The 25151-nt window shown below is 47.1% G+C and carries 20 protein-coding genes; 14 read left to right on the forward strand and 6 right to left on the reverse strand.

Annotation, left to right across the window (positions count from 1 at the left end; translation table 11 throughout):
• Nucleotides 1-53: 53 nt before the first annotated feature.
• Together AB4114_RS27360 and AB4114_RS27365 are read left to right on the forward strand one after the other, a co-directional pair.
• A complete protein-coding gene (locus AB4114_RS27360) occupies nucleotides 54-5927 on the forward strand; it encodes an Ig-like domain-containing protein (RefSeq protein ID WP_441991295.1) in 5874 nt (1957 codons plus the stop codon).
• A 92-nt stretch (nucleotides 5928-6019) separates the two neighbouring features.
• Entirely contained in the window at nucleotides 6020-6391 is a 372-nt protein-coding gene (locus AB4114_RS27365) for a GNAT family N-acetyltransferase (RefSeq protein WP_441991296.1), read from the forward strand.
• A 434-nt stretch (nucleotides 6392-6825) separates the two neighbouring features.
• On the opposite strand, the gene AB4114_RS27370 is transcribed toward AB4114_RS27365, so the two are convergent.
• Nucleotides 6826-7386 carry a general stress protein gene (locus tag AB4114_RS27370; protein WP_441991297.1) on the reverse strand — a complete coding sequence of 187 codons (561 nt, stop codon included), beginning with the start codon at nucleotides 7384-7386 and terminating at the stop codon, nucleotides 6826-6828.
• Between the two features lie 263 nt (nucleotides 7387-7649).
• Here AB4114_RS27370 and AB4114_RS27375 point away from each other — a divergent pair, with 263 nt between their 5' ends.
• The 4 genes from AB4114_RS27375 (at nucleotide 7650) to AB4114_RS27390 (ending at nucleotide 13523) form a co-directional block, all read left to right on the forward strand.
• Nucleotides 7650-8225, forward strand: coding sequence for a TerD family protein (locus tag AB4114_RS27375; protein WP_171629346.1), 576 nt, complete (start codon nucleotides 7650-7652; stop codon nucleotides 8223-8225).
• A gap of 79 nt (nucleotides 8226-8304) precedes the next feature.
• Entirely contained in the window at nucleotides 8305-9537 is a 1233-nt protein-coding gene (locus AB4114_RS27380) for a TerD family protein (protein WP_441991298.1), read from the forward strand.
• A 33-nt stretch (nucleotides 9538-9570) separates the two neighbouring features.
• Nucleotides 9571-10116 (forward strand): hypothetical protein, encoded by a 546-nt coding sequence (locus AB4114_RS27385; RefSeq protein ID WP_441991299.1) that lies wholly within the window; start codon nucleotides 9571-9573, stop codon nucleotides 10114-10116.
• Nucleotides 10117-10529: 413 nt separating this feature from the next.
• Nucleotides 10530-13523 (forward strand): rhamnogalacturonan lyase, encoded by a 2994-nt coding sequence (locus AB4114_RS27390; RefSeq protein ID WP_441991300.1) that lies wholly within the window; start codon nucleotides 10530-10532, stop codon nucleotides 13521-13523.
• Between the two features lie 779 nt (nucleotides 13524-14302).
• On the opposite strand, the gene AB4114_RS27395 is transcribed toward AB4114_RS27390, so the two are convergent.
• The gene (locus AB4114_RS27395; protein WP_441991301.1) at nucleotides 14303-15484 is read right to left on the reverse strand and encodes a diguanylate cyclase; all 1182 of its coding nucleotides are present in this window, start codon (nucleotides 15482-15484) and stop codon (nucleotides 14303-14305) included.
• Nucleotides 15485-15730: 246 nt separating this feature from the next.
• Between AB4114_RS27395 and AB4114_RS27400 the strand changes: the two genes are divergently transcribed.
• Nucleotides 15731-16369 carry a GGDEF domain-containing protein gene (locus AB4114_RS27400; protein ID WP_441991302.1) on the forward strand — a complete coding sequence of 213 codons (639 nt, stop codon included), beginning with the start codon at nucleotides 15731-15733 and terminating at the stop codon, nucleotides 16367-16369.
• A 62-nt stretch (nucleotides 16370-16431) separates the two neighbouring features.
• Here the strand turns inward: AB4114_RS27400 and AB4114_RS27405 are convergent, their stop codons facing one another.
• A complete protein-coding gene (locus tag AB4114_RS27405; RefSeq protein WP_441991303.1) occupies nucleotides 16432-16839 on the reverse strand; it encodes a DUF6855 family protein in 408 nt (135 codons plus the stop codon).
• A gap of 117 nt (nucleotides 16840-16956) precedes the next feature.
• On the opposite strand from AB4114_RS27405, the gene AB4114_RS27410 reads away from it, so the two are divergent.
• The 4 genes from AB4114_RS27410 (at nucleotide 16957) to AB4114_RS27425 (ending at nucleotide 18677) form a co-directional block, all read left to right on the forward strand.
• Complete coding sequence (locus tag AB4114_RS27410) at nucleotides 16957-17280, forward strand: ArsR/SmtB family transcription factor (RefSeq protein WP_441991304.1); 324 nt, start codon at nucleotides 16957-16959, stop codon at nucleotides 17278-17280.
• Complete coding sequence (locus tag AB4114_RS27415) at nucleotides 17264-17722, forward strand: SRPBCC family protein (protein ID WP_441991305.1); 459 nt, start codon at nucleotides 17264-17266, stop codon at nucleotides 17720-17722. The genes AB4114_RS27410 and AB4114_RS27415 overlap by 17 nt, the downstream gene beginning before the upstream one ends.
• Nucleotides 17723-17781: 59 nt before the next feature.
• Nucleotides 17782-18171 (forward strand): SRPBCC domain-containing protein, encoded by a 390-nt coding sequence (locus AB4114_RS27420; protein ID WP_441991306.1) that lies wholly within the window; start codon nucleotides 17782-17784, stop codon nucleotides 18169-18171.
• 62 nt (nucleotides 18172-18233) lie between these two features.
• Complete coding sequence (locus AB4114_RS27425) at nucleotides 18234-18677, forward strand: SRPBCC family protein (RefSeq protein ID WP_441991307.1); 444 nt, start codon at nucleotides 18234-18236, stop codon at nucleotides 18675-18677.
• A gap of 92 nt (nucleotides 18678-18769) precedes the next feature.
• Here the strand turns inward: AB4114_RS27425 and AB4114_RS27430 are convergent, their stop codons facing one another.
• Together AB4114_RS27430 and AB4114_RS27435 are read right to left on the reverse strand one after the other, a co-directional pair.
• Nucleotides 18770-19480, reverse strand: a complete 711-nt coding sequence (locus tag AB4114_RS27430) for a DsbA family oxidoreductase (RefSeq protein ID WP_441991308.1) — start codon at nucleotides 19478-19480, stop codon at nucleotides 18770-18772.
• A 33-nt stretch (nucleotides 19481-19513) separates the two neighbouring features.
• On the reverse strand, nucleotides 19514-20386 hold the full coding sequence (locus AB4114_RS27435; protein WP_441991309.1) for an SDR family oxidoreductase: 873 nt from the start codon (nucleotides 20384-20386) through the stop codon (nucleotides 19514-19516).
• A 146-nt stretch (nucleotides 20387-20532) separates the two neighbouring features.
• Here AB4114_RS27435 and AB4114_RS27440 point away from each other — a divergent pair, with 146 nt between their 5' ends.
• A complete protein-coding gene (locus AB4114_RS27440) occupies nucleotides 20533-20889 on the forward strand; it encodes a winged helix-turn-helix transcriptional regulator (protein WP_441991310.1) in 357 nt (118 codons plus the stop codon).
• Between the two features lie 52 nt (nucleotides 20890-20941).
• Nucleotides 20942-22348: a hypothetical protein gene (locus tag AB4114_RS27445; RefSeq protein ID WP_441991311.1), complete on the forward strand. Its 1407-nt coding sequence runs from the start codon at nucleotides 20942-20944 to the stop codon at nucleotides 22346-22348.
• 74 nt (nucleotides 22349-22422) lie between these two features.
• Here AB4114_RS27445 and AB4114_RS27450 read toward each other — a convergent pair whose 3' ends face one another.
• Nucleotides 22423-22635, reverse strand: coding sequence for a hypothetical protein (locus AB4114_RS27450; RefSeq protein WP_171629356.1), 213 nt, complete (start codon nucleotides 22633-22635; stop codon nucleotides 22423-22425).
• A 518-nt stretch (nucleotides 22636-23153) separates the two neighbouring features.
• On the opposite strand from AB4114_RS27450, the gene AB4114_RS27455 reads away from it, so the two are divergent.
• Nucleotides 23154-25073 carry a DUF2334 domain-containing protein gene (locus AB4114_RS27455; RefSeq protein ID WP_441991312.1) on the forward strand — a complete coding sequence of 640 codons (1920 nt, stop codon included), beginning with the start codon at nucleotides 23154-23156 and terminating at the stop codon, nucleotides 25071-25073.
• Nucleotides 25074-25151: the final 78 nt, after the last annotated feature.

Below are 25151 nucleotides of genomic sequence, written 5' to 3' on the forward strand. Positions count from 1 at the left end.
CTCAAATAAGCGTGACTTGAGGAAGAACGACGATCAAGAAAGGAAGATGCACATTGATCCCGAAAATAAGGCTAGGAATAAATAACAGACAGCGGAGAATCCGCAAAAGCGTGCACGTTTTACTTGCCATTATGCTGATGATTCCTCTATTATTCAGCGGAGGTGGCGCGGCTAACGCAGCAAACGGTTGGTCGATGATCGACGGCGGCGGGCCTAACGGCCTTAACGTGAATGCAGCCAATCGGGCGGAATCCCCTGCCATGGTCGTATGGAACGGCGAAGTTTATGTCACCTGGCAAGAAAAAGTCGTTCCGGGCGTAACCGCCGCTCAAATCAGAGTCAAGAAATATAACGGCACGGGCTGGACGAGCGTCGACGGCAACGGCCCGAACGGATTAAACATGAACTCGGGCAAAGAAGGAACGATGCCGACTTTGGCCGTATTTAACGGTTCTTTATATCTCGCATGGGTCGAAGCGGTTACATCGTCCTATGGTCAAATTCGGGTCAAGAAGTATAACGGCACAGGCTGGACAAGCGCCGAAGGGGAAAGCACGACGGGAATTAACGTGGATGCGGCAAAGGGCGCTAACTTTCCTACTTTGGTTGAATACAATAATGCTCTGTATGCTTCGTGGTCAGAACTGGGTAAAATTTACGTGAAGAGGTATAACGGCACGGAGTGGATGAGTGTCGACGGAGGTACGAACGGATTAAATATAGATCCAGCCAAAGCAGCAGCTTTTCCTGCTTTGGCCGTATTGGGAAATGAATTAATCGCGGTTTGGTCCGAATTATCCGGGTCCATTTATCAGCTCCGGGCGAAAAAGTATGATGGCACAAGCTGGACGACGATCGACGGCGGAGCGACGGGATTAAATATAGCGACTGGAAAAAGTGCGTACTACCCGACGTTAGCCGCGGTCGACGGCGTCTTGTACGCAGCTTGGCATGAACCGGCTGATTCGACGACGGACGATCAAATTCGGGTAAAGAAATACGACGGTAACGCTTGGTCGAGTGTTGACGGCGGCGGGAAGTATGGGATCAACGTGAGTACCGCATTCCGAGCTAATTATGTGAAATTAGCAGTTGCTAATCATGATTTATATGCGGTGTGGTCAGAACATTCCGGAATGGCAGGATCAACCCCTGTATTTAAAATTCGCGCGAAGATGTATAACGGAACGGTTTGGACGAGCGCCGAATACGGCTTAAATGGTTTTATCGTTGATAATACGAAAGCCGCTTTTAATCCTGCCATAACCGTACTGAACAATGGTTTATTCGTAGCATGGGAGGAACAAAACAGTAGTGGTATGGAACAACTTCGGGTGGCTAACTTACCGGCTCCAGCTGTAAATAGCGTAGCCGTCACTCCAGGCACGGCAATCATCGCGCAAGGAGGAAGCAAGAATCTCACAGCTGCGGTAGATGCGGTGGGAGGAGCGGCGACGACGGTCACGTGGACGAGCAGCGACGCTAAGGTGGTGGTGGATAGCGCGGGGGAAGTAACCGTAGCGGCAGATGCCACGCCGGGGGATTATATGATCACAGCAACCTCGACGGTAAATAACAGCAAAACAGGAACAGCGACGATTACCGTCATACCTCCAACCATCAATAGCGTGCTCGTCAGCCCGATTAGAGCTACCGTCGTGCAAGGTGGAAGTAGGCAGTTCGCTGCAGTKGTAGACGCAGTGGGAGGATCAGCGACGACGGTCACTTGGACAAGCAGCGACGTTGCTGATAAGGTGACGGTGAGCAGCACGGGTAACGTAACCGTCGCGGCAGATGCCGTGCCGGGCGTTTATACGATCACGGCCACATCGACGGTGGATATTAGTAAAAAAGGGACAGCTCCGGTCACCGTCACGGCAACGCCGGCCATTAATAGCGTAACCGTCAGCCCGATTACCGCAAACGTGGTGCAAGGAGGAAGCAAGAATCTCACAGCTACGGTGGATGCGGTGGGAGGAGCAGCGACGACGGTCACGTGGACGAGCAGCGACGCTAAGGTGGTAGTGGACAGCGCGGGGAAAGTAACCGTAGCGACAGATGCCGCGCTGGGTGATTATACGATCACGGCCACTTCGACGGCGAATAACAGTAAAAAGGGGACGGCGACAATCACTGTCACGACAGCGCCGGCCATCAACAGCGTAAGCGTGAGCCCGAGCACTGCAAGCGTGGTGCAAGGAGGAACCGAGCAGCTCACCGCTACGGTAGATGCAGTGGGAGGAGCAGCGACGACGGTTACGTGGACGAGCAGTGACGCTAAAGTGGTAGTGGACAGCGCGGGGAAAGTAACCGTAGCTACTGGTGCGCCTCCAGGGAATTATACGATTACAGCGACCTCGACGTTCAATAACAGTAAAAAAGGGACAGCGACGATCACCGTCACGGCCATACCTCCGGCTGTGAACAGCGTTACCGTCACTCCAAGCACGGCAAGCGTAGTGCAAGGAGGAAGCAAGCAGCTCACAGCTACGGTGGATGCGGTGGGTGGAGCGGCGACGACGGTCACTTGGACGAGCAGTGACGCTAAAGTGGTAGTGGACAGCGCGGGGGAAGTAACCGTAGCGGCAGACGCCACGCCTGGCGATTATACAATCATGGCGACTTCGACGGTGAATAGCAGTAAAAAAGGAACCGCGACGATTACCGTCACGGCAGCACCAGCGATCAATAGCGTAACCGTTAGTCCGAGCACGGCAAGCGTGGTGCAAGGAGGAAGCAAGCAGCTCACAGCTACGGTGGATGCGGTGGGCGGAGCGGCGACGACGGTCACGTGGACGAGCAGCGACGCTAAGGTGGTGGTGGATAGCGCGGGGGAAGTAACCGTAGCGGCAGATGCCACGCCTGGCGATTATACAATCACGGCGACTTCGACGGTGAATAGCAGCAAAAAAGGGACAGCGACGATAACTGTGACGGCAGCACCAGCGATCAATAGCGTAACCGTAAGTCCGAGCACGGGAAGCGTGGTGCAAGGAGGAAGCAAGCAGCTCACAGCTTCGGTAGATGTGGTGGGCGGAGCGGCGACGACGGTCACGTGGACGAGCAGTGATGCGAAGGTGGCGGTGGACAGCGCGGGGAAAGTAACCGTAGCGGCAGACGCCACGCCTGGCGATTATACAATCACGGCCACGTCGACGGTGAATATCGGCAAAAAAGTGACAGCGACGATAACGGTGACGGCAGCGCCAGCGATCACTAGCGTTACCGTCACTCCAAGCACGGCAAGCGTGGTGCAAGGAGGAAGCAAGCAGCTCACAGCTACGGTAGATGCGGTGGGAGGAGCAGCAATGACAGTCACGTGGACGAGCAACGACGCGAAGGTGGCGGTGGATAGCGCGGGGGAAGTAACCGTAGCGGCAGATGCCACGCCGGGGGATTATACAATTACGGCGACTTCGACGGTGAATAGCAGTAAAAAAGGAACCGCGACGGTTACCGTCACAGCAGCGCCAGCGATCACTAGCGTTACCGTCACTCCAATCACGGCAAGCGTAGTGCAACGAGGAAGCAAGCAACTCACAGCTACGGTGGATGCGGTGGGAGGATCAGCGACGACGGTCACGTGGACGAGCAGCGATGCGAAGGTGGCGGTGGACAATACTGGGAAAGTAACCGTAGCAACGGACGCCACGCCAGGAAATTATACAATCACGGCCACGTCGACGGTGAATATCGGCAAAAAAGGGACAGCGACGATTACCGTGACGGCAGCACTTACCTATACAATCGCTGCAATCACGGATCAAACGTTAACAGCCCTTACTCAAGGATATGTATCGGGTACCCAAGAAACGAGACCCGTTATCATCGTGAATACCGGTACTGGCGATTTATTGAACCTGACGGTCACGCTTAGCGACACAAGCGCTAACGATTATGTAATTACACAGCCAGATTCTACGTTAACTAGCGGCGAATCAACAAGTTTTGACATTCATACCAAGGATGGTTTGCTGGCAAACACCTACACGGCAACGGTCACCATATCCGCTGATCACTTGACTCCTGTAACGTTTGACGCCACGCAAGCCGTGAACTTGCCGAATGCTCCCGCAAATCCGCAAAACCTTGCGGCTGACGTCGGCGACCGTCAAATTACGCTGAGCTGGAATACAGTATCGGATGCGACGAAGTACCATATTTATATGGCAACGGATGCAGATCTAACTAATATTGTCGAAGAAGCGACGGTCACATCTTCTACCTACAGCATACAAGATCTGGTTAACGGCACCGCCTATTACTTTGTGGTAAAATCAGAAAACTTGGGCGGCTTGAGCGCGGCATCGAACCAAATAAGCGCGACTCCGGCAACGATCCCGGGAGCGCCATCCGATGTGACGGCGGTCGCGGGAAACGGACAAGCTGTGGTTACGTTTACGGCTCCGAGCGATAACGGTGGAAGTACGATTACAGAATATGAAGTGACTGCTTCACCGGGAAATATAGTCATTATCGGGGGAGCAAGTCCGATAACCTTCACAGGATTGACGAATGAAACGAGCTATACTTTTACGGTAAAAGCGATCAACGGTGCGGGGAAAAGTGCAGCTTCCGCAGAATCGAACACCGCCATTCCGAGAGCATCAACTACGCCATCTGAGCCCTCTGAGCCATCTCAGCCTTCCGCTCCAACGACACCGGTCAATACGAGCACGGGCGTTGATATTCTTGTTAACGGGAAGGTCGAGAATGCGGGGACCGCTGCGATCGGGACGCGAGACAATCAGACCGAAATGACGGTGGTTGTGGATCAGAAAAAGCTGGATGCGAAGCTTGCAGCAGAAGGGCAACATGCCGTAGTCACGATTCCAATCAGCCGAAAATTCGATATCGTCGTTGGCGAACTGAACGGTCAAATGGTGAAGAACATGGAGGACAAGCAAGCCGTTCTGGCGTTCAAAACCGATTATGCGACTTACACGCTTCCAGCGCGACAAATCAATATAGGCGCTATATCCGAGCAGGTTGGTGCGTTAATAGCCTTACAAGACATTAAAGTGCGAATTGAAATCGCCGTTCCGACAACGGATACGTTGAAGGTTGTCGAGAGCACTGCAGCCTATGGGCAACTCGCGCTTGTCTCCCAACCGCTAAATTTTACGGTGAGAGCCGTCTATGACGATAAAATCGTTGAAGTAACGAAATTCGACGCCTATGTGGAAAGAACGATTGCCATTCCGGATGAGGTTGATCCGAACAAGATTACTACAGGCGTTGTAGTTGAAGAGGATGGGTCAGTGCGTCATGTACCGACAAAAGTCCGACATATCAACGGGATGTATGAGGCCCAAATCAACAGTTTGACCAACAGTACGTATGCGGTCGTATGGCATCCGCTCGAATTTAGCGATATGGCGAATCACTGGGCGAAAAATGCCGTTAATGACATGGGTTCTCGAATGGTTGTAGACGGAACGGGTAGCGGTATGTTCTCTCCTGACCGAGAAATCACCCGCGCTGAATTTACAGCCATCATCGTTCGCGGATTAGGCCTTAAGTTGGAGAATGGAGCAACGCCATTCTCGGATGTGAAATTGGCGGATTGGTACAGTAGCGCTGTCAAAACGGCTTATTCCTATCAGTTGATCAGCGGCTTGGATGACGTTACATTCCGACCGAATGACACGATTACGAGAGAACAGGCCATGGTTATTCTGTCCAATGCGATGGTGATAACCGGTTTGAAAGACAAGGTGTTCGAACAATCAGCCGCCGCCGAACTTCTTCCGTTTGAAGATACATCGGAAGTGTCCTCATGGGCACAAAGCAGTGTTGCGGACAATGTGATGGCTGGTATTATTTTTGGAAGAAACGGGGCTATACTTGCGCCCAAAGGTTACATCACCCGAGCCGAGGTTGCAACTATGGTTCAGAGATTATTGCAAAAATCGGGTCTGATTTAAGCGTTGTTTTCCATTCCAATCTTTGTTTCACCACCTCTCCTAAAGGGTAAAAAGTACAAACAAGCATCATATCCTTCAGGAGGTGTTCGACTATGGAAGCAAACAATACGTTTCACGAGGCTGAGGAGGAGATTGTTCTACAAAAGCAAGGCAACGCCTTCATCCTCAGCACGCTGTCAGGTACGGTCGGCGAGATTACTTACAGGCTGGTCGATACCGATACCTGGGTAATTGAACATACCTACGTGGACCCGCGCTACCGTGGTCGTCAACTGGGTAAACAGCTGCTGGACATGGTCGTCCATGAAGCCCGTGACAAAGGGCGCAAGATTATCCCTTCCTGCTCCTTCGCGTTGGAGGAATTCAAGAAAAACGCCACGTATGCCGATGTTTGGGATAATGATAAAACGGCGAGCGAGTTCTCCGACACGTATAGCTCAGGCAGCGCCATAATGAAGCGATAGGAATTCACCGCAAGCAGGCTAGCGTCCGACAGGATGCGGGCCTGTTTGTGTTTTATGGCTGCCAATTCGTGTTTAGATGTATAAACTGCAGCTAATTTGCTCGAGTTAGACGTACTTTCGTGATTAAATGGAAAAAGTGCATTTAATTTGGATGGAATTTGAAGAATCGAGCAAATCGAAGGGATTTAACGACAGGAAATACAGTTAATCTTTCGAATTCGAGAAATCCGCTTCAAATAGATGGAGAAAATCCAGTTAGATTGTGGGAAGCAGGTTTATTCCTTATTTATTCCATATCGGTCATTGACGAAAAAGAGGCTGTTTCCAAAAGTCTAAATAGACTTTTGAGACAGCCTCTTGTCGGTCTTAGCTATGCACAGGTTATGCTGTCGGCATGCCATATGTCATGCGGTCGGCATGGCACATCGCCGGCTTTACAAGTTATTGCGATAGCGGTTGTTGGCGCCGCCTGTGTTGCTTACGTACCCGTAGTCCGGACTGTATGTATCCGCATTGAGCGACTTGTGGGCGCGGAAAATCCGATAAGCCAGATTAGCGCGTTCGGCATCGCCGTCTACGAGAACGAGCACTTTGCCATTTTGAACATATTCGTCATAAAGCATCGCGTCCTTCTCGGGGATACCGAGTCCGATCAAGCCGCCGACCAGTCCGCCTGCACCTGCCCCGACAGCTGCACCTGTTAAGGTCGCCACGATCGGACCTGCTACAAGGATGGGACCCAGCCCGGGAATCGCCAAAGCGCCGATGCTCACGAGCAGCCCCGTCACCCCGCCTAGTACGCCGCCTGTCGCCGCGCCTGTTGCCAGACCTTCTTCCGCTTTGGTCGCGGTCGCTTCTTCGATGTGGTCCAGATCACCGCGGTTGCGGCCCACTACGGAGAGTTCCTCCGAGCGATATCCCTCTGCCTTCAATTGGTTGATAACGCGAATCGCTTCTTCTTCCGTGTTGAATACGCCGATAATATGTTTGCTCATGGTAATCCCTCCTGGAAAGTTGAGTATTAGCAAGCCGCTTCAGGCGACTGCGGCATAGGGTTACTTACCCCAAATCCCCTGATATTAAACAACTTTCAATGGAGCGGGGTGAAAAACTTAATTTTCGACCGTTGGGTGTTTTTTTACCTCTTTAGGTGATTTATAGACGTGCAATCATTGCGATCCCTATACACAAACCTATATACTAGTTTTAGGAACCGATATATCAATACCCATTATTTGATCTGAAAGGTGAGATAACCATGTCGATTGATTTATCCAAAGGTCAACGCATTGACCTAACCAAAACCAACCCAGGTCTTACCAAAATCATTGTAGGACTTGGCTGGGATACCAATAGATATAATGGCGGTGGAGATTTCGATCTCGATGCTTCTGCGTTTCTTCTTCATGAAGATGGCAAAGCCAAGTCAGCTGCAGATTTCGTTTTTTATAACAACCTTAAAGCTTATGATGGTGCTGTTGTTCATACAGGAGACAATCGTACGGGTGAAGGCGATGGCGATGATGAGCAGATTTTGATCGATTTTGCCAAAGTCCCTGCCGCGATCTCTCGTATCGGTATTACCGTTACGATTCATGATGCGCAGCAACGTTCTCAAAATTTTGGACAAGTGAGCCACGCTTTCGTAAGGGTAGTAAATGAAGCGAATCAGAATGAGATTCTCCGTTATGATTTAGGTGAAGACTTCTCCATTGAAACAGCGGTCGTCTTCTGTGAGTTTTATCGTCATGGAAGTGATTGGAAATTCCAAGCGGTAGGTAGTGGTTTCTCAGGCGGTTTGGCTGCGCTAGTTACGAACTATGGCTTGAGCTAGAGGTTGGCTTGTAAAGGGTGGTTGCCTTCTGGTTGCCACCTTTCTGTTTACATCTTTTACAAAGAAGGGTGAAGTCAACATGAGCGTTGTTGCTGTAATCAAAGGACAAAAGGTAGATGTAACGAAAGTGCATGCATCGCTTACCAATCTAACTGTCTTTATCGGTTGGCAGGCTCCCAATCACATTGAGCTCGATACTTCGGCCTTTTTACTTGCGCAGAACAGTAAGGTTCGTGGTGATGAAGATCTTATCTTTTACGGAAATCCGAGCAATAGCTTTATAACATACATCGAGAAGCAGGCAAATGAAAGACAGCTGAATATCGATCTGAAACGAGTATTGACTGACGTTGAACGAATTGCTTTTACACTTACGATCTATGAAAGTGAAGCGAGGCGTCAAAATTTTAGTGCGGTCAGCAGCGTCTATCTCCGTTTCGTGAATCAAGCAACAGGGCAAGAAATACTTCGTTATGACTTGGGTAATCAGTTCTCCGTAGAATCGGCCATTGTTATAGGAGAATTATATAGATACAACGGTGAGTGGAAGTTCAGTGCAATCGGTGCTGGATACGCTGGAGGGCTTAAAGCGCTATGTGCGAGTTATGGTGTTGTTGTAGATAATGAGCAGCCAACGTTGAAAGCTCCAGAAATTCAGATCGCGCCGCCGGAACCGAAATCGATACCAGAAAAGGGACCACAGATTAATCTTTCCAAAATTGTATTAACGAAAAAKGGAGATAAAATCAACCTCGAGAAGAAGTCGGGCGGTCTAGGGGAAATCTTAATCAACCTGAATTGGAATCAACAACCGGCAAGCAACCGTGGCTTCTGGGGGGAATCATCTAGCGGGATCGATCTTGATTTAGCTTGTCTGTATGAACTTAATGATGGCAGAAAAGGGTTAATTCAGGCGCTAGGCAATTCATTTGGATCGCTTACGCGTGAACCTTATATCGCTCTTGATGGTGATGATCGAACAGGCTCGGTTAAAACCGGAGAGAACATTCGCATTAATGGAACCAAGCTGGCCAATTTCAAGCGGATTCTGATTTTCACCTTCATTTACGAGGGTGTGTCGAAATGGTCTGAAGCGGATGGCATCGTCACAATTAAGCAAAATGGCGGACCTGACATCATTGTTAATCTCGATGAGCATGATAACGATCTCCGGATGTGTGCCATCGCTATGATTCAGAATGTGAAGGATGAAACGTTAAGTATTGAGCGAATCGTGAGGCATTTTCAGGGGCATCAAGAGCTGGATAAGGCCTATAACTGGGGTTTAAGTTGGGTCAGAGCGAGCAAGTAGCTCAATTAGGTTGTCGTTGCAGGAGGTTAGGCTATGTTAGAATTTTCTTTTGAAATCATGTCAGATTCTAATATTAACATCGAATATATCTATGGCAGCGAGCTGTTCAAGTTAAATCTTTTTCTGAAAAATGGTTCTTGGACCATCCACCCCTTCGACGGAATGCTCCTTCAAAATCGAGAATTATGCAAACTCGTCATCATTGACTTATTCAAAAATAAATATTTTCAAATCATGCTGGCGAAAGAAAATATTGCTTTGTCGAGTCTACGAACATCGATTGAATTGGAGCCCTCGAGAGAAGCTGAGGCATCTAATCCTGCTGAGCGCAGAGGGGGCAGATGGGAAGATCCGATTGATCAAACAGAAGAATTCATTGGCAATCATTCCATTGAAGAAATTATCCAAATCGAGCATGATTTACTTGAGCAAAGAGTTACCTTTTACGGAGATTTGTTGAAGAAAATGTTCATGGATAACTATGGTCCTGGAGATTATGAGTTTGATAAGGTGCAGTCCCTGGTACGTATATTCAAGGAGTCACAAGGTAAGATGATCGAGCTTACGAATACCAAGTAGTCGATAGGGATTACTGAGCAATAGACCTCACCTGCCAACGAAATGGCCAGGGAGGTCTATTTTTTCGTGTTTTTATTACCTTTTTACATGCGAGATCAAGAAAAGAGAAGTGGAGTCAAAAATGTCATATATCTGCCAAATGGCTTCCTGCAAGCGAATTTCATTGTTGAAAAAATGTCTAATAGACGGCGTAGCCCGTCAAGTCCTACAGTTAGTACACGGGCCAATCGTACCAACTGGTATGAGCTGTATGGGTCATCGTTATGGATTCTGGTTGGCGAGGAGGGAAGAAGGAGCAGTTCTGACCGAAGGCAGAAAGTGATTCTTAGGATATGCAAAACCTTGCACGATGAGGAATTACCGAGAGCATGCACAATCCTCTCATAGCTCGAACAGAAGGAGTGAAAATAACAATGCGAACTAACAGACCATGGAAAAAAGTCGTTTCGTTACTTTTTGCAAGCGCTCTCTTACTACCGAACGGGTTGGTGGCATCCGCCGCTGTTGGTAACAATGGAGCCGAACTCGATAGTGTTTATTATAGTGATTTCGGTGATACGATCGCGCCAGACCCCGTTAATTGGGGATTCGTAACAGCGAATGCTACGGTATCGATTAATACATATGAAGTGATGGGGAATAACACCCCGATGCTGCAGTTCACTCAGACGAACCAAAGTGGGGGGCGCGTAGCGACCAAGACCTTCGGTACTTCGGTTAAAGGCAGCCAAATTCTCGTTGAATTTGATTGGTACCCTGGCAAGGTGAATAATAAAGCCGCTAGCAATCCTAGTGAAAACGGTGGCGAGTTCAGGATTCTCGATAGCACTGGCAATACGGTATTTACGGTAAACAATACGAACAATGCACCTTTGCAATATTTTGCAGGAAAGCAGCCTGCAGCGAGTACGGGTATTACGAATCCGCAAGCGTGGTATAAGGTAGGGATTAATCTTGATGTGGAAAATGAGGTCGTCAAATTCAAGTTAACCGACAAAGCTGCGGGTACAAGTCAGGAATTCACGTCCTCGCTGAATGGTGTAGCTTTTGATGGTTCAGTTGCTTCGGTTAAATTGGTAGGCATGCGGACATCTGGCAATAATATTGCTTGGACGACGTACCTGGATAACTTTGGTGTGTATCACATGCCTATTCCGGAAAATCGAATTACGAAAGTGGATAAATTATCCTATCATACGGTGTATGTAGATCAAACTACGTCGGATATCCACTCCATTGGTCTACCGCAATCCGTTAGCGTCACCCTAGCCAATAATAGTAAGGTAAATGTGCCTGTAAGTGCGTGGGTTAACGTGGGCAAGGCTTGGAATCCCCATGAAGCCGGCGTATACACGTTTAAGGGTGAACTAACGGTTCCTGCGAGTCTGGAGAACGGTTTTGGCCGATATGCAACCCAATATGTATACAACCGTCTTACACCGCCAGATACGGCAAGACAGACAGAGTGGCTGGACAGAGGCGTTATCGCTTTACAATCAAATGAGGGTATATTCGTAAGCTGGCGCCTGCTTGCAGATGAGTATGACCGTGATGTGAAGTTCAATCTTTACCGCAATGGGCAAAAGCTGAATACGTCGCCGTTGTCTGTGACCAACTTTGCGGACTCGGCTGGTGTTGCCGGAGATACCTATGAAGTAGAGACAGTTGTCAATGGAAAGCAAGCAAAGGATAGAGAGGGAACATCAGCAGCTGCCAACGATTATCTTTCAATCCCGATGCAAAAGCCTGAAGGAGGAACTACGTCCACAGGCAGCTACACATATAGTGTCAATGACGCTGGTGTAGGGGATTTGGATGGAGACGGCGAGTATGAGGTCGTTGTGAAATGGTACCCATCTAACGCTATCGACAGTTCACAGAACGCGATGACGGGGCCGACAATTTTTGATGCTTATAAAATGGACGGCACACTATTGTGGCGCATGAATATGGGGCTTAACCTCACATCAGGCGCGCATTATCATCAATTTATTATCGCGGATTATGATGGGGATGGCAAAAGCGAATTCCTCATTAAAACGGCAGATGCAACGACCGTCTATGGGGTTGCAAATGGCAAATTTGATAGCAGCAAGGTGATCAGTGTCATTGGTAATGCGGCGGATAATGGCAAATGGGTAAATGAGTTTGGCCATATTTTCGGGGGGCCGGAGTACATTTCCGTATTCAAGGGTGAAACGGGCAAGGAGATCGATACCATTGATTATGCATTCCCGCTGGGAGATGTGGCCTCATGGGGAGATACCTGGCATAACCGTTCGGACCGTTTCCTTGCAGGATTAGCTTATTTGGATGGTAAGAAGCCAAGTGCCATCTACGGTAGAGGCTACTATGAACGGACTACGTATGTGGCCTATAGCTTAGTGCATGGCAAGCTCAAAGAAGAGTGGACCTTCGACTCCGCTCAAGCGGGTAGAGGGGCAGGTTTAGGCTTCCACAATCTGGCCACGGCAGATGTTGATAATGATGGTTTTGACGAAATTATCGCAGGATCATTGACCCTGGATCAGGACGGCACCATTCTCTATGAAATGGATGGCGAGATGCAGCGTGAACAGGGTTCACATGGCGATGCGCTTCATGTAGGGGCATTTGATCCAGCACGTGAAGGTTTGCAGGTCATGGCGGTACATGAAGTTCCTTCTGTAGCATCGGTAGAGCTCCATGATGCTGCTACAGGGGAAACACTGATGTCCTACAATGGTTATGTGGATACTGGACGTGGCTTGGCGGCTAATATTACGGCTAGCCCAGGCTTTGAGTTCTGGGGCACAGGAGGTACAACGCCAGCTTCGGGCGGAGCTATTTACAACGTTCAGGGACAGGTTGAAGCTGATAGCTTTAGAACGGCAGGCGTATCGGTAAACTTCGCGCTTCACTGGGATGGGGATTTATTAAGTGAATTACTGGATAATACATCCATCTCGAAGTTTAATCCAGTGACGAAGAAAGCTGAGCCTATCAAAAGCTTTGCAGACGTAGTCAGCAACAATGGAACGAAGGCTACTCCGACCTTACAGGCTGATATCCTAGGAGATTGGCGTGAAGAAGTTCTTTTGCCAACAACAGACAGCTCAGAACTGAGAATCTTCAGTACGACGATTCCTACGGAATATCGGATTTATACGCTCATGCATGACCCGGTATACAGAAACGGAATAGCATGGCAGAACACGGCGTACAATCAGCCACCGCATTTAAGCTTCTACCTCGGAGAAGACATCAGAGAGACGGTTCTGGCAGGTGGACTGCAAGCGCCTAAAATGGATTATACGGACAAGCACCACGATAAGAAGCCGAAGGACCCTAAGGACCCGAAGGACCCTAAAGACCCTAAAGACTCAAAGGACCCAAAGGACCCTAAAGATCCAAAAGATTATAAGTAATGGGAAAACCCGCTCATGGAGCGGGTTTTTTGCCGAATAGGCATGACGATGAGTTTGTGGCAGGCTGTCTCGCAAATATACGGTGGTCCAGGCAAATAGATGGATTTTATCCAGTTATATTTCACGATTTTACGATCAAAAGCTCAATAGATGGAAAACCTACAGGTAATTTTAACCATTTTATCCAATGTGAATAAAAAAGTGATTATTAACTACATATTTTACAGTTAAATCGAGTTTTCGAAGAAATTTCTCGTAAATAGCTGTACATTTTCCAGTTAACACAAATGTGTAGCATACGTGTCTTTCCAAACTTACCAGCACCACCAGCAGTAGCATCAGCACCACCAGCTCCAATCCTACCAAACGATTGTTTCTTAGTGTCCGTCCTCTACCTTCACAAACAGAAACTCAACACGACCGTAATATCATTCTCCGTTAAATCGATATGTCCGTGTTCATTTCGGTTTAATTGATATCCGTTCTCCTCGATCCCCTTACATATACGAAATAGCCGATGTTCATCCATTTGGATTAGCTTTGCGAAATGTGCTAGATACATGGGCTTATCATTTAGAGAAATCATTTTACCTACCTACTCTCTGTGAGGTTATTTTGCGACTTAGCATTAAATTAACAAGAATGGGTTAAAAAGTATCAGGAAAATTGTCGGCGATACATCCCAAATAGGGATTGTTTGGTAGTTTGTCACAAAGCGTGGTCAGGCAGTCAGAGGTGAACGAGAAAACAACAAAAGGCCGCCGCATCATAGCGACAGCCTAAGCATGTACGAATTGTTTATCTACAGAACCACGATATACACCGTTTCGACCGTTTCTTTTGGCTTGGTAAAGCGCTTTATCACAAGTGGAGTAAAGCTCTTCGAGATGTGTCTGCTCATCAGGGATGACTGTGAGAACTCCTAAACTAATGGTATAGGAAAGCTGTAGTCCAGGAACTAGCGCGCCTTCTGCGGCCTGCCTAAGCTTCTCCGAATAAAGCGAGGAATCTCGTTCACCCATGCCAGGTACCATGATGGCAAATTCGTCTCCGCCGTATCTAGCGAAAAGATCATCAGCGCCGAGCTGCTCTTTCATTCGTGTCGTGAGATCGACGAGCACTTGATCGCCCTTATCATGACCGAATGTATCATTGATGGATTTGAAATTATCAATATCAAACAGCAGCAAGGTGATTGGCTTCTGCATTTTCGCGTAAGCAGAAATGTATTGATTGGTACGTGTGATGAATGTCCTGCGGTTCAGTGTACCGGTCAAATCGTCATAGTTGGCCATGCGAATAAGAGCTTGGTCAGTTTGTTCTTTCATTAAGAGAATGAATCCCGTATTTCCCGCAATCATGACGAAGTATTGGCCTAGCAGCACCATGGTCTGATTACCGTTCATATGATAAAAGCTTATCAATGTTTCGAAGAATACGGCACTAACGGCACGAATCAGAAGAAATACCAAGACTGTAAGATACAGATAGCCTAGCACATGGGTCACCATGGAGGCGGCCCGTTTTTGAATCATTTTGTATGCGGGTATGAGGAGGCTCATAGCAACACCCATGGAAACAAAGGAAATTCTGAGCTTCTCTACATTGTCGAAAAGAAGGATGAAATGGAAGCCGACAATGTTGAAAATTGTCAAAGCAATATACAGGTTACGCGTCAGCTTGCTCAGGATATTCTGAATTTTCAGCACGGAGATGGTTTCAAAGGCATAACCGATAAAAAGTAATGAGTTCACAAGAGAGATTGTAAGTGAATCCGGTAGGCCATCACGGAGGATAAAGATCACCCACGCAGTGGCTTGTAGGCATTTTGCATAGAAAAAGTATCTGATTGTACTTTCGTTCTTATGTTGACGCCAGTAGGCGATGATAAACACGGCTGTGAATAGGTGGCCGATGACTAGTGTCAACAGGATGGTTTTCATATCTAAAAGTAGATCCATTTTGAACCTCATCTGACTGTTAGAAGTTTTTGGGATGATCTCAAAAAAATGTCGAATACCATTACTTTACCATAAAATTGAAGTGGTTTGCTTCGAATTTTTGTTAACGATCATTTTCGAGTCGATTCGACTGCATGAACCAAATACTCCTTGAAATGTATGGAACAAGTGTGTCACTATAGAACTATATAGACACAATTTGGATGATGGTGATGTGGGATGAATTACTCAGGACGACTCGTTATAGTGTCTGTTGTTTTAATCACGATCGTGGGTTTAAGAACCTATGGTACGCTTTATTATAACTTTCCCTGGCTTCAGTTTCCTATCTTTGGCATGTGCATCTTATTTGCAAGTTGGGTGCTAGGTACACAGTATGACCGGTTGAAATTCCTCTCCGAAAAAGATCATCTGACGACGCTCTATAACAGAAGGTTCATCATGGACGCTTTCCCTAAGCTCATCACCTCAGTGGAGCGCAGACAAGGGCAGTTGATTTTATATTTCATCGATGTCGATAACTTCAAATTAATTAACGACTCTCGCGGGCACAAGATCGGTGATCAAGTTCTGCAGCGCATCGCGAATGTCTTACTGCTTGATTTACAGAAGAAAGATTTAGCTGCACGGTGGGCGGGTGATGAATTTTTGATCCTATCGACGTCCACGGATGCATCCAAGAAAGAAGTATTGATCAATCATATTCAGAATGAATTAAAGCTAGCTTCGCGAGAGTTCAATTTGGAAATAACCGTATCGATTGGAACGGCTGTGTATCCTGACGAGGCGCGAACCTTAGATGATTTACTGCATGCAGCGGATCTCGATATGTACTCTTTGAAGACAGATAGGAAAAATACGAACATTATAGTTGAAAGTCACTAAATCATTAGAAAGAGCCTGTCACTTGTAGTATAGTGAGAGGCTCTTTTCTTCATGTCCGTATGTTATAACGCCCGCATCCGATTATTTCTTGGATTGTGTTCAACTTCTGCAAGACCAAGTACCTCCATTAATGGGGGGACATACATGCCGAATCTGCCGCGGAAACCTTTCTTCAAACCATACCAACCGCCAATTGGGTTTTCAGGAGAGCGGCCCCAAGCTTCAACCGTGCCATCTTTGGCTGGCTTCTGCTCATCAGCGCTGCCGAGCTCGATCCAATCTCCATGCTGCTTGAGCATCTCGTGCAAGTCATGAATGCAACGGTAGTCGTAGTGCAAAACGGTTTTGCCAACCGTGCAAACAAGGATGGCTTTGCCATCTTTCTCGTCTTTATACATCTCATATTCGGAGGTTTGTGGAGGTGTTTTTAATGGCCATGGATTTTCTTTCGTACCCATCACTGTCGACATTGGAATGACTCCTCTGATTTCATATTTGTACTTATGTACAGAATATATCAAATGAGGAAACAGTACAACAATATTAATTAAGTTGACACTTAATTAAGTGTGCGCTAAATTAACGACATGATAGATAAAGCCATTCAAGCGATAACGGAGCCTAGGCGCAGAGATATATTACATCTTGTCCGTGATGGAGAGCTGACCTCCAGCGCGATTGCGTCACATTTTGACGTATCAGCACCAGCCATATCACAGCACCTGAAGGTGCTCGAAGAAGCAGGACTCGTTGTAGTTAGACGAGACGGAACTAAACGATTTTATGGCATAAGGAGGGAAGGGTTTGCTGAGTTGATGCAGTACTTTGAGAGCTTCTGGGATGACAGCTTGATGCGATTGAAAGAAGCCGCAGAAGAGGAGGAAAGGAGAAAACATGACGCAAATCAGTAGCAGTGACACGATTAAAAAAGAAATTTTTATTGAATGCCGACCGGAGACGTTGTTTTCATTCTTTACGGATCCTGAGAAATTAGTTCGTTGGATGGGGCGCCACGTGTTGCTTGATCCAAGTATCGGGGGCAAGTACCGCATTGACGTGAATGGCAGCGACATTGCGATGGGGGAATATAAGGAATTGATTCCGAATGAGAAAATCGTGATGACATGGGGCTGGGAGAAATCGAAGGTGGTTCCGCCGGGGGCCAGTACGGTTGAATTTAAACTGACGCCGAAAGATAACGGGACGCTTTTGGAATTGACGCATTATGATTTGCCAGCAAACGAAGTTGCTTCGCATGTACAAGGATGGACGCATTATATGCCTCGTATTCAAGCAATCGCACAAGGCCAAGATCCGGGTGTCGATCCGTGGTCAGAGCAAGCTATGCATTAATTGGCATGGGAATATCATAAAAATGACTTCACTAATTTGAAATTGCGGAGTGCGTAATAATGAGTGGAACGATTCGTCAAGAAGTAACATTTACAACTGACCCTGCACGTATTTACGAAATCCTTACGAGCAGCGAGCAGTTCAGCAGAGCTAGCGGCGGTGCTCCCACGGAGATTAGCACAGATGAAGGTGGGACTTTCTCATGCTTCGGCGGCATGATTCTCGGCCGTAACATTGAGCTTGTACCGAACAAACGTGTTGTACAAGCATGGCGAGTGGCGAATTGGCCGGAAGGTGTGTATTCTCTAGTTAAGTTCGAGCTTCAGGAGAAAGGTTCCGAAACGTTGCTGGTATTTGAGCATTCTGCTTTCCCGGAAGAGCATGGTGAGCATCTTGCAGCAGGTTGGCATACGAATTATTGGGAGCCGATAGCGAAACTATTGGCTTAACGAAATGAAGCAGCGCGCCAATGGTTGGCGCGTTATTTATATTGAAGAGGGAGGTTGGTAATATGGTTGATGTTTTCACCGAAATAATAATCAATTGTCCTCGTGAGCAAGTATCGGAGTACGCGGCTAACCCAGATAAGGCACCGGAATGGTATGTGAATATTAATTCGGCCGAATGGCAAACAGCTAAACCTCTCCAGGTTGGGTCGAAAATTGCTTTTAAAGCCAACTTTCTGGGTAGACAACTAGCCTATGTGTATGAAGTCACGGAATTTAGTCCTGGTTATAAACTTGTGATGAGTACCGCCAACGGCCCTTTTCCCATGGAGACAACGTATACGTGGGATTCAGTGGGGAGTAGTCGTACCACGCGGATGACTTTGCGGAACAAAGGAAAACCGACAGGCTTCTCCACGATATTTTCTCCGTTTATGTCTTTGATGATGAAAAGGGCTAACCAAAAGGACTTGAATAAAGTGAAGTTGATTATGGAAACGCGCTCGTGAGCGCACTAATCAAATATTCCAGGTTGCAGCGAAATTATAAAAGTAGAAGAAGCACCCGCGAGGGTGCTTCTTCTTGTAAATAAAGCCGATACTTACGGTTTGTTCGGGACAACGCATGTGCCGTCCAAACAAGCCTCATCGCTGGCTGACGCTGCAACCTGTTTCGGCTGCTCGGCATCCCAGAGCTGTTGCATAGCGTTTAAGTAAACGCCGCTTGCTTGAGCTCCAGATATGGCATGCTTGCTGTTAATGACATAATACGGAACGCCGCGGATTCCCATGCGGCTGCCATTCTCTTCTTCGGTCCGCACCGACTCGGAGAACTGATTACTTGCGAGAACGGACAAAGCTTCTTCCCGGTCGATTCCCACGGCTGCAGCGATGTCCGCAAGGACACTATGGTCGCTGATGTTTGTGGACTCCGTGAAATAGGCACGGAACAACAACTCGGATATAGCGGCGCCTTTGCCCTGTTTCTCAGCAAATAGCCGCAAACGATGAGCATCGAATGTGTTCGTCAGCACGAGGCTATCGAATTGAAAGTCGAGCCCTTCTGCCGCCGCTTGCTGGCGCATCTTCTCATTCATGGCGATCGCCTCTTGACGGCTCATGCCGTAGCGGGAAGAGAGCATATCATAGACGTCATGGGGAACGCTTTTGGGTGCGTGACGGTCTAGCTCGAAGCTGCGATAGACAACTTCAACCTGATCGCGGTGTGCAAAGTTCGCCAGAGCTTGCTCAAAGCGGCGTTTGCCAATGTAACAGAACGGACAAGCAAAGTCCGACCAAATTTCAACTTGCATGAGGTTCACCTCTTTGTTGGGTTAATAAAACGGTTATTCATTGAATAATAGCGCAATACTTTCATGAATGGAAGTTGGTTTTTTGCCGATGAGCTTCTCGAGGTCTGTGGACGTGCGTCCTTCTGTTCCTGCAGCCATTTTGCTGTCAATGGCAACTACGAATTGAACAAGCCCCTCAGGCAGCCCAGCTTGAAGCATACCTTGCAAGGAGTCAGCGTCAGAGACGGATTGGTAAGCTACTTTTTTACCGGATACGTGTGATAAAATGTCTGCTAATTGCTCATAGCTCCATGACTCGGATGACGCTAACTCGTACACTTGGCCTTGATGTCCATCTTCAGCAAGAACAGTCGCAGTTGCCAAGGCTAAATCATCGCGTGTCGCTGTATTAATTTTACCTGTCCCAGCTGAATTTATGATGCTGCCGTTATCGATGTAAGCGTGCAAGCTTGGATTAATGTAAAGCTCCTGATACCACGTATTGCGCAGGATCGTTGTTGGAATGCCTGATGCCTTCAGCGCGAATTCGGTTGCTAGATGGACGTTAGCCAGAGGGGCGAAAGCATCGATATCCGCAAAGGCGAAGCTTGTGTAGACGATGTGTGGGACGCCAGCTTTATGAGCGGCTTCAATAGCATTAACGTGTTTACGAATACGACTGATCGATTCATCTTGTGGGGAAGAAATCAGCAAAAGCTTAGATGCATCCGCATAAGCTTGCTCCAGTGAGGCTGGATCATCCCAATCACCATATCGAACTTCAATGCCTAGCTCTGCAAATTCAGTGGCTTTCTCTGTATTACGGACACTAACAGCAATCTCGCTTGCTGGAACTTTTGCTAATAAATGCTTGACGACTAATTTCCCTAATTCACCTGTTGCTGCGGTAACGATGATTTTTGACATGATGGATGTCCTCCTGTTTATATAAAATGTAGTTGGATAATTCGGCATAGTCATATATTATTATAGTAGCTCGAAATATGTAAGTAGTCATTATAAAGTGACCTAGTCATAAAAATAGAACCATCAAGGAAGGAGCGGGATTGCGCATGTCTCGGACAACGTTTCAGGGGGAAATTCCAGAGGAACAAATCGAAGTCTGCCCCGTTACCGCAACCCAAAATGTCATTGCAGGGAAGTGGAAAATTCTTATTCTGTGGCATTTAAGGGAAACGAGGAGATTCGGTGAGCTGCAACGACTGGTGCCAGGCGTATCGAAAGGTATACTGACTTCGCAGTTGAGAGAGTTAGAAAAGGATGACATGGTTCACCGGAAAGTCTATCAGGAGGTCCCTCCGAAGGTGGAATACTCTCTGACGGAAGCAGGACGAAGTTTCATACCGATCCTCGAGCGTATGGGGGAGTGGGGGAAGAAGTATGGGATGAGTAATAAGAGTGGGGAATGAAATCCGCCGCAAATAGCCAGATTATTATATTTTAAAGAAAGCAGTGATTTGTATGAAGGTGAAAAATAACGAGAATAGCAAAGTAAGCTTGGCTGATCAGCTGTCTAAACTTAACAAAGAAGAATTGGTTGCGTTACTTGTCCACTTCTCGGAGGAAATCAAAGAAGTAGAGCAATTGCTTACGCTTAAATTTCAAGATTCCAGCAGTAGTGAGGCATTAACTTCCTATAAAAAAATGATTCGAACCCATATCAAACAAAACGCAGACCGATATGGTTTTGTCGCGTATCGCAGCGTGTCCAAGGCTGTAGTTGGAGCAGAAATGGTCATGGTCAAAGCCGAAGAAGTATTGGAAAGTGGGCAGCACATGCCCGCTGTCCAAATAAACTTTTGCATTCTGCATGAGATGGGGGATTTACTTCAATCCTGTGATGATTCTGATGGCATCGTAGGCGGTATGATTCAACAGTGTCTAGGATTCATTAATCAGGTAACGAGTGATATCGAAAGCATGTCCAGCAAGGACAGAGTGGACCTTTTTCAGCTGCTTTTAAAGGAGTCAGCGCATGCAAACCTCGAAGGATGGAGCGAGTGGCAATTATCAATTCTGGAAGACGGCATGCTACTGATAACGAATGAAAAAGAGAGGGCACAGTGGGAACAGCAACTAGCTAAACTAGTTAAGGATGAAACCAGTTCCTCCTATAGTTCGTTTGTTGCTGAACAAGTTGCGTTGCTCCAGTACAAGGTGATTCAGAAGTTGGATAGTCCAGAAGAGGCAGCGACTTTCTTGCAAGATCATCTCGATTTTTCCGATTTCCGTAAGATGGCCATTGATGATGCAATGGAACAAAACCAATGGGATAGAGCGTTGCAGTTAGTTGAGCAAGGCGAACGTCAGGATGCAAGTAAGGGTTACCCAGGACTGGTTAATAAGTGGAAAAAGTATCAATTCGAAATTTACAAATGTACGCAGCAAGTTGAGAAGCAAATAGAGCTTGCGGAGGAATTTGTATCACAAGGCGAATATTCTTTTTACTTGATCTTAAAAGAGTTATATAGCAATGATGACTGGCAGGCTGTAAGAGAGAGGATATTGAATGAACTTGAATTGAGTCGAGGTTGGCAAACAGATGCCTTATACAGGCGTTTGCTTACAGAAGAGAAGGAGATACAGAGACTGCTTCATTATGTCCAAAAGAATAACAGCTATGTGGTGGAGTATTATCAGTTCCTAATAGATGAGTATGCAGAAGAAGTTTACGATTTGTTCGTGACCTACATTACGAAGGAAGCAGCTAATGCAACGAATCGAAATCAGTATAAGAAGGTGTGTCAACTCATCCGTCACATGATCAAAGCGAATGGTGTTGATCGCGCGGAGGAGTTAGTTCAACATTTCCGGTTGAAATATCCGAATAGATCTGCTTTTTTAGATGAGTTGGACAAAATTAATTAGTACACCCCCCGACTGCGAGAGTCGGGGGGTTATTTGGGTTAACTAGTCAAGTTAACGTATATGTAGAAGTGTTCTTACTGTGGATTCGCAATAATTTTCCCGTTTTGCCACTCGAATTCATACTCGAATTGTTCGGTGGAGTCATAAAGGGCTGGTGAGTACGAAGGAACAATGTGTTGCTCCATACGTTGATCCACGAGCTGATTGGGCTGACTCTCTTTGGCAGCAACACCTAGAACCGATAGGGACACTATACAGAAAAATACGAAACCTATTTTGGCTGTCATCGTCGGATGCCTCCATTACAATAAGATATCTTCATCTTACGTTGCGTATGTCATTGCAGTATTAGCTGAAAGTAAAGAGATTGTATTACTTTTATTCTTACCCTACTCTCACAAGATGAAACAGGTGAGCTGTGTTAGTCGGATTTCCCCGAACTAAAACGAGGATTACTTGTCAAAAAAGGCCAATAGTTCGCTTTTGCCGAATTAAATACCCATTTCCGCTGTGTAAGCGTTTTTTTTGGTCGATTTAGTAGGGCTATTTAGGACTAATTGGGTTGTAATGGCGCGGTCAGTGAAATTAATTAGGCAATTTCGGACTAAAGTGTTCTGGTGGAGTAATTCATCAGTAACCCTCAAATTGGAAGCGTTTCCAAGTTTGTCAGACCCTTGCTTTAATTCATTTTGACCTCTGTTCAAACTCTTATAGTAAGAAATCATAGATTCATATATAATTTAGGAGAAAAATGTCGAAATCATAGATATAATCTACGTTTTACATAATGGGGGAGCAGGCTAGCGTGAAACGTAAATTGTGGCAGCAAATTGGAATAGGGATCGTCGGAGGTGTTCTTGCAGCCATTGGGCTTGCCGCGTATATCCCTTTGAATACAGAGATGAATGACTCTCCGAATATGGGTAAGCGTCATGCTATGATTCGACTGGAGGATGTCGGACTTGGCGGCGACTACAACACGCTCGAAGGCCTAGGGAAATTGCGGGCCGTCATGACCTATATCGAGTCTGAGCATGTGCCTTTTCATGTTGCTGTGATTCCAAGAAGGATGAGTTTGCAAGATGACGGTGTCTGGAAGGAAAAAGGGATCGACGATCCGAATCCAGATGAAGTAGTAAGCGCATTCATTAAGCTTCTTCAACAGGCAGAGCATCAAGGCGGCGTATTGGGTATGCACGGGTACCGGCATCAATATGGCGAGACGTATCGCTCGGATGGTGAGCAAAATTCAGGAATAGGCTCAGAATTTAACATTAAAGATGCACCGGAAACGCAAGAGCTCTCTTATGCGGCGGAACGGATGAAAGAAAGCTTGGCTGCTTTTGCTGGCGCGGGTTTACATCCGGCGTTCTGGGAGTCTCCCCACTATAAAGATACCCATGAGCAACAGGCGGTGTTTCGTTCCTTCGTCGGCCTTATGTATCAGCCTGATCTCTACGCCAAAAATGCCCGTGATGATATGAATACCTATGATACGATTAATACGTACGGACAAGATAGTTTGGGTTCGGTCTATGTCCCTGCGCCATATCGCTATATAAGTGATGCTGAATCGGTTGACCGGATGTTGGAGAAGGCAGCGAAGGATGACGGACTAGCCTCCTTTTACTTCCATCCGTTTTTGGAGTTCTCGCACCTAGAGCCTGTAATGGCCGCAGATGGAAATCCAGAAGAGAAGGACGGTATTCCCGTCTATCAATATAAAGAGGGAGACACGGGCTCCTACCTGCATAAATTGATTACTGGCTTCAAAAAACTAGACTATCGCTGGATGTCGCTGCATGATATCGTCCCTTTCACCCCAGCGCATCGCGTGATGCTGCCACCTAGAACCAAGCTGCAAAATGTCATGTTTGGCGATGTTACAGGCCGTGGACATGCAGATGTCGTTGTACGTCAGCTGCATCGCGTTCTGGTTATTCCCGGGAGTTATGATATGCCGAGAAATCGCCCGCAGGAAGCTTCACAAGTATGGTTAAGAGAAACGTTTGCACCCGAGGAGTCACTCCTGCTTGTCGATGTGAATGGCGATGGGAAGCAAGATCTGCTCGCATATAACACAGAAACGGGAAATGTGCGGGTGGCCATAGCGGATAAGCGTCAGTTCTTGCCAGTCCGCACAATCGGCGCTTTGCCAATGGGACTTTCTTATGTTCGCGCGCTTCGATCTAGTCATGGCATGGGTTTAATTGCCAAAGGAGACAAGGGACTTGTGAAAGTTAACCTGTTGAATCAACAGTTGACATATACAGAGACAAACACAACGCTGCCCGCGGATGCAGAGATTTTCACGGCCCAAATGCAGGACACGGATGAAGATGATGATATCCTGTGCGTCTCACATAAGGATAGACGTGTATCCATTATGTATCATCAAGGGCAAGGGATGTTCGCTGAGCCCCAGACGGCAGGCGGGGTTTCCTTTGGAAATAGCGACCAACTGTTAGTCGGCGATACGAATGGCGACGGGCGAAGCGATTTAATTGCCTACACGGCCGAGACGGGCATTTGGCGGGTATTCCAGAACGAGGGAGGGAACCATTTCCAGCCGCTGGACAATGAATTTGGCCCTTGGGCACAAGGGAAGGAACGGCGGGCAATGATCGCTGATTTTGACGGCAATCAGAAGCTGGATATTGGCTCCTATAACGAAACGGAGCATGTGCTGGATTTGGCGCTTTCGTTTCGAAGCGGAACGCCGTAGTCATAAGAAAAAAGCACCCTGAAGGGTGCTTTTTTCTTTGTGAATTGACCAGAGCGTGTACCATGCAATCTGATATAA

The sequence above is a fragment of the Paenibacillus sp. 2RAB27 genome, assembly GCF_052115445.1.
GTDB lineage: Bacteria > Bacillota > Bacilli > Paenibacillales > NBRC-103111 > Paenibacillus_E.

Coding starts and splice junctions, on each gene's coding strand:
- AB4114_RS27365 (WP_441991296.1), top strand. CDS start 6,020: ATGGAAGCAAACAATACGTTTCACGAGGCTGAGGAGGAGATTGTTCTA.
- AB4114_RS27370 (WP_441991297.1), bottom strand. CDS start 7,386: ATGAGCAAACATATTATCGGCGTATTCAACACGGAAGAAGAAGCGATT.
- AB4114_RS27375 (WP_171629346.1), top strand. CDS start 7,650: ATGTCGATTGATTTATCCAAAGGTCAACGCATTGACCTAACCAAAACC.
- AB4114_RS27385 (WP_441991299.1), top strand. CDS start 9,571: ATGTTAGAATTTTCTTTTGAAATCATGTCAGATTCTAATATTAACATC.
- AB4114_RS27390 (WP_441991300.1), top strand. CDS start 10,530: ATGCGAACTAACAGACCATGGAAAAAAGTCGTTTCGTTACTTTTTGCA.
- AB4114_RS27395 (WP_441991301.1), bottom strand. CDS start 15,484: ATGGATCTACTTTTAGATATGAAAACCATCCTGTTGACACTAGTCATC.
- AB4114_RS27405 (WP_441991303.1), bottom strand. CDS start 16,839: ATGTCGACAGTGATGGGTACGAAAGAAAATCCATGGCCATTAAAAACA.
- AB4114_RS27410 (WP_441991304.1), top strand. CDS start 16,957: ATGATAGATAAAGCCATTCAAGCGATAACGGAGCCTAGGCGCAGAGAT.
- AB4114_RS27415 (WP_441991305.1), top strand. CDS start 17,264: ATGACGCAAATCAGTAGCAGTGACACGATTAAAAAAGAAATTTTTATT.
- AB4114_RS27420 (WP_441991306.1), top strand. CDS start 17,782: ATGAGTGGAACGATTCGTCAAGAAGTAACATTTACAACTGACCCTGCA.
- AB4114_RS27425 (WP_441991307.1), top strand. CDS start 18,234: ATGGTTGATGTTTTCACCGAAATAATAATCAATTGTCCTCGTGAGCAA.
- AB4114_RS27430 (WP_441991308.1), bottom strand. CDS start 19,480: ATGCAAGTTGAAATTTGGTCGGACTTTGCTTGTCCGTTCTGTTACATT.
- AB4114_RS27435 (WP_441991309.1), bottom strand. CDS start 20,386: ATGTCAAAAATCATCGTTACCGCAGCAACAGGTGAATTAGGGAAATTA.
- AB4114_RS27440 (WP_441991310.1), top strand. CDS start 20,533: ATGTCTCGGACAACGTTTCAGGGGGAAATTCCAGAGGAACAAATCGAA.
- AB4114_RS27445 (WP_441991311.1), top strand. CDS start 20,942: ATGAAGGTGAAAAATAACGAGAATAGCAAAGTAAGCTTGGCTGATCAG.
- AB4114_RS27450 (WP_171629356.1), bottom strand. CDS start 22,635: ATGACAGCCAAAATAGGTTTCGTATTTTTCTGTATAGTGTCCCTATCG.